We start from the raw sequence: 12,439 nt of genomic DNA, 5'->3' as shown, positions 1-12,439 counted from the left end.
GCCGGCTCCTCTGAAAGTTGGGTTCAGGGTTGCCAGCTCAGTGTTGCCCTGTCTGCTGATCCAGGGTCGCCGCGTTGGACGAGGTGCGGAGTTTCAAACAAATCGCCGGATCGGGCAAGCCCAACCCGACCGCCAACATACACTGCCCATGTGGGAGCGGGCTTGCTCGCGAAAGCGTCGTGTCAGTCAATAGATCAGTTACCTGACATACCGCTTTCGCGAGCAAGCCCGCTCCCACAGGGGGATGTGGTGTTTACCAGGGAATGGTTTCACCCTTGTAGTTGATGAAGTGATGCCCGCCCTTGCCGGTATACGCATTCACCTGATCAATCAGCCCGCGAGTGCTGGTCTCCACATCCAGGTCGGCGCCTTCACCGCCCATATCCGTCTTCACCCAGCCCGGGTGCAGCGACAGCACGGTAAGTTTCTGCTCGCTCAACTGGGTGACAAAACTGTTGGTCATCGAATTCAGCGCGGCCTTGCTCGCCTTGTACAGCGCCAGCTCCGGGGCGTCGGGTACGGTGACGCTGCCCAGGCCGGAACTCATGAACGCCAGCACGCCGCTGCCGTCGCGGATCTGCCCGACGAAGCGTTGCGCCAGGTTGATCGGCGCCACGGCGTTGGTGAAAAACAGTTGGCCGACTTCGGCCAGTGTCGCGCCACCCGGGGTTTGCACTTCAGGGCCTTTGACCCCGGCGTTGACGAACAGCAGGTCGAAGGTTTCACCCTTGAGCTGCTGGCTCAGGGCGATCACCGCCTGCTGGTCGTCCATGTCGAGTTTCTCGATCCGCACCTTGCCCAGCGCTTGCAGCGCCTCGGCCTTTTGCGGATTGCGCACGGTGGCGGTCACTTGCCAGCCGTCGGCCAGCAGGGTTTTCACCAGCCCGAGGCCCAAGCCACGGGAGGCGCCGATGATCAGTGCGTTTTTTGCCTGGGACATGACTCGGTTCCTTGAAGATTACGGTTCACGGATTCAATGGACACGCCTGACCCAGCCGTAGTTGCAGTACTCGTCGCAACACATCGAGCCGGGTCTCAAAAGAGCTGTTGAGCCCGGAGCATACTCCAGGCTTTAGCGCGGTTGCTTATCAAATTCCCAGGACGCTCAGCGGTGTTCGCAAATCATGTACACAACATGGACACTGTGGGAGCTGGCTTGCCAGCGATGAGGCCAGTGGCATCACCACTCTAATGCCCGGCCTGCCACGGCTGCCCCAACGACACCGGCGCATACAACCGGGTACGAACGGCATCCCGTGACAACAGCACCAACACCACAATCGTCGCCACATACGGCAGCATCGCCAGCAGACTCGACGGAATCGCCAGCCCCAAGCCCTGCGCCACCAGATGCAGGATGCTGGCGAGGCCAAACAGATAAGCCCCGAGCAACAAGCGCCACACCCGCCAACTGGCAAACACCACCAGCGCCAGGGCAATCCAGCCGCGTCCGGCGGTCATGTTCTCGGCCCACATCGGCGTGTAAGCCAGCGACAGATACGCCCCGGCCAACCCGGCCATCGCCCCGCCGAACAGCACCGCCAGCGTGCGCACGGTCAGCACCGGCAGGCCCATCGCACTGGCCGCGTCCGGGTTCTCACCAACGGCCTGAATGATCAGCCCTACACGGCTTTTGATGATCACCCAAGCCACCAGCGCAAACAGCGCGAACGACAGGTACACCAGCAAGTCCTGAGCAAACAGCATGCGCCCGATCAGCGGAATCTCACTCAAGTACGGAATCGCCAACGGCTCGAATCCGGCCAACGGCTTGCCGACCCACGCCGCGCCGACAAAGGTCGACAGGCCCACACCGAAGATCGTCAGCGCCAGCCCGGTCGCCACCTGATTGGCATTGAACACCAGCGCCACCAGGGCAAACAGCGAAGACAAGAGCATCCCCGCGAGCATCGCCAGCAACACGCCGAGCCACAGGTTGCCGCTGTTGAGGGCGACGATAAAACCGATCACTGCGCCAAACAGCATCATTCCTTCCTGCCCGAGGTTGAGCACGCCGCTCTTCTCGCAGATCAACTCACCCAGCGCCACCAACAACAGCGGCGTGCCGCAACGCACCATGGCGTAGAAAATATTGCTCAACAGATCGATATCCATCACAGCGCTCCGGCGGTTACGGCGGTGGTCGACGCGCGCCGTGTCCAGCGCAGTTTCAGGCGTGGCCGATAAAGAATCAGCACGTCGCAGGCCAGCAGGAAAAACAGCATCATTCCCTGAAACAGTTGGGTGATCGCTTGCGGCAGATTCAAGGTCATTTGCGCGCTTTCACCGCCGATGTACAGCAGCGCCATCAGCAGGCTTGAGAACAGAATCCCGATCGGGTTCAACCGCCCGAGAAACGCCACGGTGATTGCTGCATAGCCATAGCCCGGCGAGACTTGCGGCACCAATTGCCCGATCGGCCCGGTCACTTCGCAAACCCCGGCGAGCCCGGCCAAACCACCGCTGATCAACAGCGCGAGCCAGATCAGACGCTTCTCGCGAAAGCCGACAAAACCTGCGGCACGTTTATCCAGACCTAGCACTTTGATCTGGAAACCGACAAAGCTTTTCTGCAACAACACCCAGACCGCAACCAGTGCGAGCAAAGCGAAATACACCCCGGCATGCACCCGGCCATCCTCCGTCAGCAGCGGCAGGCGACTGGCGTCGCCGAACATCGCCGACTCGGGAAAGTTGTAGCCGGCCGGATCCTTCAGCGGCCCGTGCACGCAGAACAGCAACAGGTTCAGCGCGATGTAATTGAGCATGATGCTGGTGAGGATTTCGTTGGCGTTGAAGCGCGTGCGCAGCCATGCCGTCAGCCCGGCCCAAGCGGCCCCGGCGAAGGTCCCGGTGAGCAGAATCAGCACCAGTGCCCAACGGCTTTGCAGGTCGATGATGTTCACCGCCAAGGCGCTGCCAGCGAGTGCGCCGAGGAGCAATTGACCTTCGGCGCCGATGTTCCAGATCCGCGCTTGATAAGCCACCGCCAGACCAAGTGCGCAAAGCAGAATCGGCAGCGCCTTGACCAGCAGTTCGGAGACGCCATACAGATCGCTGACCGGTGCGATCAACAACGTGTGCAAGGTTTGCAGCGGGTCATGTCCCAGAGCGATGAACAACAGCGAGCCGCAACCGAGGGTCAGCAGTGCTGCCAGCAACGGCGAGCACCACAACATCAGGCGCGATTGTTGGCCACGGGGTTCGAGGGAAAGCAGCATGTTGGGAAAACTCCGTCAGGCCGTGGCCGATGAATGCGTGGGGTTGATGTGCCCGGCCATCCAGCCACCGACATCGCTCAGCAGGGTGTCGGTGGTGTTCTGCAGCGGCGACAGACGCCCCGCGCACAGGGCGCCGAGGCGGTCGCTGATCTGGAACAGTTCGTCGAGGTCTTCGGAGATCACCAGGATCGCCGCGCCGGCATCGCGCAGGGCAATCAGCGCGCGGTGAATGGTCGCCGCCGCGCCCACGTCGACGCCCCAAGTCGGGTGCGCGGCGATCAGCAGTTTCGGTTGCTGGAGAATTTCCCGGCCGAGGATAAATTTCTGCAGATTGCCGCCGGACAGGCTGCGCGCGGCCGCGTGAGTGCCCGGGGTTTTCACCCCGAAGCGCTGAATGATCTGTTGGGCGAGGGCTTCGACTTTACTGCGCTCGATCAAACCGTTGCTCACCAGCCCCTGTTGAAAGGCCGTGAGCAAGGCGTTGTCGGCAAGGCTCAGTTCCGGCACTGCGCCGTGGCCCAGGCGTTCTGCCGGGACGAACGCCAGACCGAGTTGGCGCCGCGCATCCGGACGCAAATCGGCGACCGCTTGCCCGGCGAAACAAATTGTTGTCGCGCCGTCGCGGGGCAGGGTTTGTTCACCGCTGAGCAGCGCCAGCAACTCATCCTGGCCATTGCCCGCGACCCCGGCGATGCCGACGATTTCGCCGCCGCGCACTTGCAGGTTGATGTCGCTCAACGAGCAGCCGAAGGGATCGGGGTTGTGCCAGCTCAAGCCGTTGACCTGTAGAAAGTCCGCGCCGCCACTGACCTTCGGATATTCGCCGATCAACGCCGCCGCTTCGCCGACCATCATCTGCGCCAATTGCTGATCCGAGCATTCGGCCGGCCGGCAATGCCCGGCGACCCGCCCGCCGCGCAAAACCGTGGCGCTATGGCACAGGGCGCGCACTTCCGCGAGCTTGTGGCTGATAAACAGAATGCTGCAGCCCTCGGCGGCGAGGCGGCGCAGGGTGATGAACAGTTCGTCGGCCTCTTGTGGCGTCAGCACCGACGTCGGCTCGTCGAGGATCAGCAGGCGAATATCCTGCATCAGGCAGCGAATGATCTCCACTCGTTGCCGCTCGCCAATCGACAGGCTGTGGACAAGTCGCTCCGGCTCCAGCGCCATGCCGTAGCGGCGCGACACTTCGCGAATTTTCGGCTCAAGCTGTTTCGGCGTACCGGCCTCGGCGCCCATTGCCAGAGCAATGTTCTGCGCGACGCTGAGGGTTTCGAACAGCGAGAAATGCTGGAACACCATGCCGATCCCCAACTGCCGGGCCTGCGCCGGGTTGCGAATATTTACTCGCTGACCCTGCCAGAGCATTTCCCCCGTATCGGCCTGGGTCACGCCGAAGATGATCTTCATCAAGGTACTTTTGCCCGCGCCGTTCTCACCGAGCAGCGCGTGGATTTCCCCGGGCGCGATGCACAGGTCGATGGCGTCATTGGCCAGGCAACCGGGGTAGCGTTTGCTGATCTGGCGCAGTTGCAGGCGCGGCGTTGAATCTGGGCTTGGCATGACAGGCTCGACTGGCTTGGAGTTGTGCCTGTGGATAAAGCAATTTCCTGGCCATTGAGTCAGGAACGCCCGCCGTAACTGTTGCCGCGTGCCGGCGGCAGAGCGTCGCGCTGAAAAACGCAGGAGGAGCCGGCACCAATTCAGCGCAAAGCTGTTGATCCGGCTCCACTTTTGCACCGTGACGAACTGGTTAAAAAACGAGCAGCCGGGTCGAAGCTATACAGAACCTGCGACTGCGCCAGCCATGAACGGCTTATCCACAGGTTGTTCCACAGTATTTGTGCGCAATTGGAAATCCTTGGCATAAGCGCTGGGATGCTATCTCCCAATGGTGATAAAAAGCGCTAACTATCTGTTTTTACGTGGGATTTATCTTTTTTCATGCGCAGTGGACGAAAAGTGAGCAAATCGCGCAAAGCCACGTGACAGAAGGGTTACAGCCATATGTGCTCAGGTTATCCACAGTCGGGTGCACAGCAGATGTGGGCAAGTTGCTGGAATAAAGAAATCCGTCGATGCCCTAAAAGATCGCAGCCTTCGGCGGCTCTTACTGGGAAACACTAAGTCCTGTGCAGGAGCTGCCGAAGGCTGCGATCTTTTGCTCTTCTAACGCTGCAGCACTATCCGACCACGGCTGAGATCCGCCAGTTGCGTTTGCAACAACTCGATCTGCGCCTCACCCACTGCCAACTGCAACTCAACACCATTGGCAGTGAAGTTTTCTTCCACTACCAAGCCAGCCAGATCCGCCACCCGCAGCTTCACCAACGCCAACTCGGCAAAGCCGCAGGCACAACTAAGCGGCACACGGCTGATCAACTCGACTTTTGCCGCCGCTTGCAGGCACTTGTTCGCGCCGCCGCCATAGGCTCGGGCCAAACCGCCGGTGCCCAGTTGAATGCCGCCATACCAGCGGATCACCAGCACCGCGACCTGATCGCAATCCTGCGCTTCGATGGCCGCCAGAATCGGCCGTCCGGCGGTGCCGCCGGGTTCGCCGTCGTCGTTGCTGCGGTATTGCGCACCGAGTTTCCACGCCCAGCAGTTGTGCGAGGCATTCAAGTCGCTGTGTTGTTCGAAGAACGCCTGCGCGTCGGCGGGGCTGCCGATCGGCGCGGCGACGGTGATGAAGCGGCTTTTGCGAATCTCTTCGCGGTACTCGCAAAAACCGCTGAGGGTGAAAGGCATAAACGTCTTAAATAGTCGGGGTGAGGCCGCAGCCTTTGAGAATGATGCGGATCAGGTTGTTGCCGGCGTCTTCCATGTCCTGCTTGGTCAGCTTGCTGCGACCGCTGACGCGGCAGATCTGCGTGGCGAAGTCGGCGTAATGCTGGGTGCTGCCCCACAGCAGGAAAATCAGGTGCACCGGATCCACCGGGTCCATCTTGCCGGCATCGATCCAGGCCTGGAACACGGCTGCGCGGCCCTGGAACCAGGCGCGGTAATCCTGGTTGAAATACTCGGTCAGGCATTCGCCACCGCTGATCACTTCCATCGCAAAGATCCGCGAGGCTTGCGGTTGGCGGCGGGAGAATTCCATCTTGGCGCGAATGTAGCGGGTCAGCGCTTCGGCCGGATCATCCTCGGCGGTCAGGGTGTTGAAGGTGCTGTCCCACAGCTCGATGATGTTGCTCAGCACCGCCACGTACAACCCAAGCTTGTTGGTGAAGTAGTAATGCAGGTTCGCCTTGGGCAACCCGGCATTCTGCGCGATGGTGTTCATGCTGGTGCCTTTGTAACCGTGACGGGCGAACTCGTCTTCGGCGGCTTTGAGGATGGTCTCTTCGTTCTTCTGACGAATGCGGCTGGCGGGTTTGCCGCCGTGAGCAGGGACTTCAAAGGTCATAGGCACTTCCGGTTTGTCTGTGGGTGCAACCAGTTGCGTTGATAACGCACCCACAGGCATCCGACAAGTGCTGATGCAATAAAACCGTTACGCCTGTTCGATCTTGTTCAGCGCTGCGGCGGATTCGACGCGGGTAGTTTTCGCCTCCGGCAGCAACAGGCACAGGATGATCGCGGTCAGGCCACCGCTGGTGATCGCCGAATCGAACAGGTTTTGCACCAGTTTCGGCAACAGGTGCAGAAGGTTCGGTTGCGCGGCAATGCCCAGGCCGACGCCGAGCGAGGTGGCGATGATCAGCATGCAGCGTCGGTCCAGCGGCGACTGCGCGAGGATCCGCACCCCGGCCGCTGCTACGCTGCCGAACATCACTAGCGTGGCGCCGCCGAGCACCGGTTTGGGGATCTGCTGCAGCACCGCGCCGATCATGGGGAACAGGCCGAGACAAAACAGGATCGCGCCGATGTACAGCCCGACATAGCGGCTGGCCACGCCGGTCAACTGGATCACGCCGTTGTTCTGCGCAAACGTGGTGTTGGGGAAGGCGCTGAAGGTGGCGGCGATCATGCAGCTCACGCCGTCACCGAGCACGCCACCACGCAAACGACTTATATAAGAGGGGCCGCTGATCGGCTGGCGGGCAAGCATGCAATTGGCGGTGAGGTCGCCGACGGTTTCGATGGTGCTGATCAGATAAATCAGCGCGACCGGCAGGAAAGCTGTCCAGTCAAAGCTGAAACCGAACTTGAAGGGTGCAGGAAGACTGACCAGCGGCAAGTCAGGCAATGCCTGCGGAACCAGTTTCCCGCTGAACCACGCGGCCAGACTGCCGAGCAGCAGTCCGATAATGATGGCCGACAGCCGCACCCACGGCGTGTTCGAGCGATTGAGCAGGATGATCGTCAGCAACACGAACACCCCCAGCGCCAGATTGCCCGGCGCCCCGAAGTCCGGCGCATTGAATCCACCGCCCAGATCGGTGATGCCGACCTTGATCAGACTGACGCCGATCAGAGTAATAACAATCCCGGTCACCAGCGGCGTAACAACCCGGCGTAATTGACCGATGAAACGGCTGAGGACGATCTGCACCACGGCGCCGAAAAAGCACACGCCGAAGATCATCGCCAGAATGTCTTCCGGGCTGCCGCCACGCTGCTTGACCAGAAACCCGGCCGACAGCACCGCGCCGAGAAAGGCAAAACTGGTGCCCTGCAAACAGATCATCCCGGCGCCGATGCCGAACGGCCGCCGCGCCTGAATAAAGGTGCCGACCCCGGACACCATCAGCGCCATGCTGATCAGGTACGGCAAGTGTGCGGTCAGGCCGAGGGCCGAGCCGATCACCAGCGGTGGGGTGATGATGCCGACGAAACTGGCGAGCACGTGTTGCAGGGCGGCGAGGATTGCGGCGGGTGGTTTTGGGCGGTCGTCGAGGCCGTAGATCAGGTCGCTGGACGGTTCAGAATCTGGCTGCATGGCTTAAGGCTTCTTGTTGAAGGATCGGGGTTGATCCTGCTTTGCAAAAAACTGTCCACTTGCTCAGGTTATTCAGTGATTCTGTGGTTGAAAACCTGATCTGTCGGGCCTTGCAGGATTTTTCAACGCGTCGCCGCCAGACTCTCCAGAAAACTTTCCAGCACCAAATGAGGGCGCCGCCCCTTGCGCGTGACCGATGCCAGACTCAAATCATAAAAACGTGTCGTCGATTTCAGCGCACGCAAGCGACCTTGCTGCACCCACAGGCTGGCGTAATGATCCGGCAGATAACCGATGTAACGCCCGGTCAAAATCAGAAACGCCATGCCCTCACGGTCGGACGCACTGGCGGTGCAATTGAGCGCCTGGTAATGCGCCTGAATCTCCGCCGGCAAACGAAAGGTCGGGGCAATCGCGTCCTGACTATTAAGACGTTCGTCATCCAGTTGCTTGTCATCGACATAGAACAGCGGGTGGCCGACCGCGCAATAAAGCAGCGAGCGTTCGCTGTACAACGGCTGATATTCCAGCCCCGACAGTGCGCTGGCCTGCGGCACCACGCCGACATGCAGGCGACCGTCGAGTACGCCTTGTTCGACTTCATTGGGTGCGATCATGCGGATCTGGATCTGCACGTCCGGCCCGCGCTCCTTCAGTTGGGCGAGGGCATGGGTGATGCGCATGTGGGGCAGGGTGACGAGGTTGTCGGTCAGGCCAATGATCAGTTCGCCACGCAGGTGCTGGTGCAGGCCATTGACCTCGGTGCGGAAACTTTCCAGCGCACTTAACAGTTGCAGCGCTGACTGATAAACCTCGCGGCCCTCTTCAGTCAGCGAGAACCCGGCGCGGCCGCGTTGGCACAAACGCAGGCCGAGGCGCTGTTCGAGATCGCTCATCTGCTGGCTGATCGCCGAGCGACCGATGCCAAGCACGGTTTCCGCCGCCGAGAAGCCGCCGCACTCCACCACGCTGCGGAAAATCCGCAGCAGGCGAATATCAAAATCACTGACCTGGGCCAGCGGATCGGGGCGGCGACTGCTCATGCTGTTGTTCTCATTGTTTAGCAGGATTCTAACTGAAGGTTAGAAAAGTTGGATTTCACCGACTTTATCCGCGTGGCAATTTAGCTGCAACAACGCTTTTTATCTCCCTGATGCTTATGCCCTGCGAGGTTTTGCCCGATGAACATGCCTGAAAACGCGCCGTCGCCACTGGCCAGCCAACTGAAGCTGGACGCGCATTGGATGCCGTACACCGCCAACCGCAACTTCCAGCGCGACCCGCGTCTGATCGTGGGTGCCGAAGGCAGCTGGCTGTTCGATGACAAGGGCCGCAAGATCTACGATTCGCTGTCCGGTCTGTGGACCTGCGGCGCTGGGCACACCCGCAAGGAAATCCAGGAAGCGGTATCCAAACAACTGGGCACCCTCGATTACTCGCCAGGCTTCCAGTACGGCCATCCGCTGTCGTTCCAGTTGGCGGAAAAGATCACTGAGCTGACCCCGGGCAACCTGAACCACGTGTTCTTCACCGACTCCGGTTCCGAGTGCGCCGACACTGCGGTGAAGATGGTTCGTGCCTACTGGCGTCTGAAAGGTCAGTCGACCAAGACCAAAATGATCGGCCGTGCCCGTGGTTATCACGGTGTGAACATCGCCGGCACCAGCCTCGGCGGCGTCAACGGCAACCGCAAGCTGTTCGGTCAGGCGATGATGGATGTCGATCACCTGCCGCACACGCTGCTGACCAGCAACGCATTCTCCCGTGGCATGCCGGAGCAGGGCGGTATCGCTCTGGCCGATGAGCTGCTGAAGTTGATCGAACTGCACGACGCGTCGAACATCGCGGCGGTCTTCGTTGAGCCGATGGCCGGTTCCGCTGGTGTGCTGGTTCCGCCTCAGGGTTACCTGAAGCGTCTGCGCGAGATCTGTGATCAGCACAACATCCTGCTGGTATTCGACGAAGTGATTACCGGCTTCGGCCGCACCGGTTCGATGTTCGGCGCCGAAAGCTTTGGCGTGACCCCGGATCTGATGTGCATCGCCAAGCAAGTGACCAACGGCGCGATTCCGATGGGCGCGGTGATTGCCAGCTCCGAGATCTACCAGACCTTCATGAATCAGCCGACTCCGGAATACGCGGTGGAATTCCCCCACGGCTACACCTACTCGGCCCACCCGGTGGCGTGCGCCGCTGGCCTGGCGGCACTCGACCTGCTGCAAAAGGAAAACCTCGTGCAGAGCGTGGCCGAGGTTGCACCGCATTTCGAAAATGCCCTGCACGGTCTGAAAGGTTCGAAGAACGTCATCGACATCCGTAACTACGGCCTGGCCGGTGCGATCCAGATCGCGGCCCGTGACGGCGACGCCATCGTGCGTCCGTTCGAAGCCGGTATGGCCCTGTGGAAAGCCGGGTTCTACGTACGCTTCGGCGGCGACACGCTGCAGTTCGGCCCAACCTTCAACAGCAAGCCGCAAGACCTCGATCGTCTGTTCGATGCGGTTGGCGAAGTGCTGAACAAGCTCGACTGATTTTTCCCTCTATATATACCTGCGAATAACAGGCGCCCCATGTGGGCGTCTGTACACAAGAATTCAGGAGTTTTCGATGAGCGTTATCCCGCATTTGATCAATGGCGAACTGGTGACCGAGAACGGTCGCGCGGTTGATGTGTTCAACCCGTCCACCGGTCAGGCGATCCACAAGCTGCCGCTGGCCACCCGCGAAACCATTCAACATGCAATCGACGCCGCCAAAGCTGCGTTCCCGGCATGGCGCAACACTCCTCCGGCCAAGCGTGCCCAGGTGATGTTCCGCTTCAAGCAACTGCTGGAGCAGAACGAAGCACGCATCTCGCAATTGATCAGCGAAGAACACGGCAAGACCCTCGAAGACGCCGCCGGTGAACTGAAGCGCGGTATCGAGAACGTCGAGTTCGCCTGCGCCGCCCCGGAAATCCTCAAGGGCGAGTACAGCCGCAACGTCGGCCCGAACATCGATGCCTGGTCGGACTTTCAGCCGCTGGGTGTGGTGGCCGGCATCACGCCATTCAACTTCCCGGCGATGGTCCCACTGTGGATGTACCCGCTGGCGATCGTCTGCGGCAACTGCTTTATCCTCAAACCGTCCGAGCGTGACCCAAGCTCGACGCTGCTGATTGCTCAATTGCTGATCGAAGCCGGTCTGCCGAAAGGCGTGCTGAGCGTGGTGCATGGCGACAAGACTGCAGTGGACGCGCTGATTGAAGCGCCGGAAGTCAAAGCGCTGAGCTTTGTTGGTTCGACGCCGATTGCCGAATACATCTATGCCGAAGGTACCAAGCGCGGCAAACGCGTTCAGGCACTGGGCGGCGCGAAGAACCATGCGGTGCTGATGCCGGATGCGGATCTGGACAACGCGGTCAGCGCGCTGATGGGCGCGGCCTACGGTTCTTGCGGTGAGCGCTGCATGGCGATTTCGGTCGCAGTGTGTGTCGGCGATCAGGTAGCGGATGCGCTGGTGGCGAAACTGGTTCCACAGATCAAGGCGCTGAAAATCGGTGCCGGCACTTCGTGTGGTCTGGACATGGGGCCACTGGTGACCGGTCAGGCGCGGGACAAGGTCAGCGGCTATGTCGATGACGGTGTGGCCGCGGGTGCGACCTTGGTCGTCGATGGTCGCGGCTTGAGCATTCCGGGTAACGAAGAGGGCTTCTTCCTCGGCGGCTGCCTGTTCGACAACGTTAGCCCTGAAATGCGCATCTATAAGGAAGAGATCTTCGGGCCGGTGTTGTGCGTGGTTCGGGTCAACAGCCTGGAAGAGGCGATGAAGCTGATCAACGATCACGAATACGGCAACGGCACCTGCATCTTCACTCGTGATGGTGAAGCGGCGCGTCTGTTCTGCGACGAAATTGAAGTCGGCATGGTCGGCGTCAACGTACCGCTGCCGGTTCCTGTGGCTTACCACAGCTTCGGCGGCTGGAAGCGCTCGCTGTTCGGCGACCTGCATGCCTATGGCCCGGATGGTGTGCGCTTCTATACCCGTCGCAAGGCCATCACCCAGCGCTGGCCGCAGCGTGCGAGCCATGAGGCTTCGCAGTTCGCTTTCCCTAGCTTGTAAGTAGCAGGGCATGACGAAGGCCGACCTCTAAAGGTCGGCCTTCGTGTTTTCGGGTTTTTTTGACCGATATGACAGAAATGTGAAAAAAGCGGTTGACGGCAGATTCAGGAGGTCTATAATTCGCCCCACTTCCGGCGCAGTCGAAACGGAAAACTCCTTGAGATTCAACGAGTTACGCAGTTTTCGACAGCGACTTGCTTCAGTTCATCGAGGTCTGGAAGGAGTTGAAAGA

10 protein-coding genes are annotated in these 12,439 nt (G+C 60.4%); 2 read left to right on the top strand and 8 right to left on the bottom strand.

Annotation, left to right across the window (positions count from 1 at the left end; translation table 11 throughout):
* Positions 1 to 253: 253 nt before the first annotated feature.
* The 8 genes from M0808_RS11655 to M0808_RS11620 all read right to left on the bottom strand — a co-directional run bounded on the left by M0808_RS11655 (position 254) and on the right by M0808_RS11620 (position 9,149).
* Positions 254 to 940, bottom strand: a complete 687-nt coding sequence (locus tag M0808_RS11655) for an SDR family oxidoreductase (protein WP_247841166.1) — start codon at positions 938 to 940, stop codon at positions 254 to 256.
* Between the two features lie 248 nt (positions 941 to 1,188).
* Positions 1,189 to 2,115, bottom strand: coding sequence for an ABC transporter permease (locus M0808_RS11650; protein WP_003221385.1), 927 nt, complete (start codon positions 2,113 to 2,115; stop codon positions 1,189 to 1,191).
* Complete coding sequence (locus M0808_RS11645; RefSeq protein WP_247841164.1) at positions 2,115 to 3,221, bottom strand: ABC transporter permease; 1,107 nt, start codon at positions 3,219 to 3,221, stop codon at positions 2,115 to 2,117. Before M0808_RS11645 ends, M0808_RS11650 begins: the two co-directional genes overlap by 1 nt.
* 15 nt (positions 3,222 to 3,236) lie before the next feature.
* Positions 3,237 to 4,784: an ABC transporter ATP-binding protein gene (locus M0808_RS11640; protein WP_247841162.1), complete on the bottom strand. Its 1,548-nt coding sequence runs from the start codon at positions 4,782 to 4,784 to the stop codon at positions 3,237 to 3,239.
* A gap of 606 nt (positions 4,785 to 5,390) precedes the next feature.
* A complete protein-coding gene (locus M0808_RS11635; protein ID WP_098967083.1) occupies positions 5,391 to 5,972 on the bottom strand; it encodes a YigZ family protein in 582 nt (193 codons plus the stop codon).
* Between the two features lie 7 nt (positions 5,973 to 5,979).
* Positions 5,980 to 6,630, bottom strand: coding sequence for a TetR/AcrR family transcriptional regulator (locus M0808_RS11630; RefSeq protein WP_027613646.1), 651 nt, complete (start codon positions 6,628 to 6,630; stop codon positions 5,980 to 5,982).
* Positions 6,631 to 6,717: 87 nt separating this feature from the next.
* Positions 6,718 to 8,106 (bottom strand): nucleobase:cation symporter-2 family protein, encoded by a 1,389-nt coding sequence (locus M0808_RS11625; RefSeq protein WP_247841160.1) that lies wholly within the window; start codon positions 8,104 to 8,106, stop codon positions 6,718 to 6,720.
* A gap of 122 nt (positions 8,107 to 8,228) precedes the next feature.
* The gene (locus M0808_RS11620; RefSeq protein WP_007968115.1) at positions 8,229 to 9,149 is read right to left on the bottom strand and encodes a LysR family transcriptional regulator; all 921 of its coding nucleotides are present in this window, start codon (positions 9,147 to 9,149) and stop codon (positions 8,229 to 8,231) included.
* A 138-nt stretch (positions 9,150 to 9,287) separates the two neighbouring features.
* On the opposite strand from M0808_RS11620, the gene M0808_RS11615 reads away from it, so the two are divergent.
* Together M0808_RS11615 and M0808_RS11610 are read left to right on the top strand one after the other, a co-directional pair.
* The gene (locus M0808_RS11615; protein ID WP_247841158.1) at positions 9,288 to 10,637 is read left to right on the top strand and encodes an aspartate aminotransferase family protein; all 1,350 of its coding nucleotides are present in this window, start codon (positions 9,288 to 9,290) and stop codon (positions 10,635 to 10,637) included.
* 76 nt (positions 10,638 to 10,713) lie between these two features.
* On the top strand, positions 10,714 to 12,207 hold the full coding sequence (locus M0808_RS11610; protein ID WP_247841156.1) for a CoA-acylating methylmalonate-semialdehyde dehydrogenase: 1,494 nt from the start codon (positions 10,714 to 10,716) through the stop codon (positions 12,205 to 12,207).
* Positions 12,208 to 12,439: the final 232 nt, after the last annotated feature.

Source organism: Pseudomonas sp. MWU12-3103b, from assembly GCF_023100615.1.
Classification (GTDB): domain Bacteria; phylum Pseudomonadota; class Gammaproteobacteria; order Pseudomonadales; family Pseudomonadaceae; genus Aquipseudomonas; species Aquipseudomonas putida_A.
This window is presented reverse-complemented; position numbering and strand designations above follow the sequence as displayed.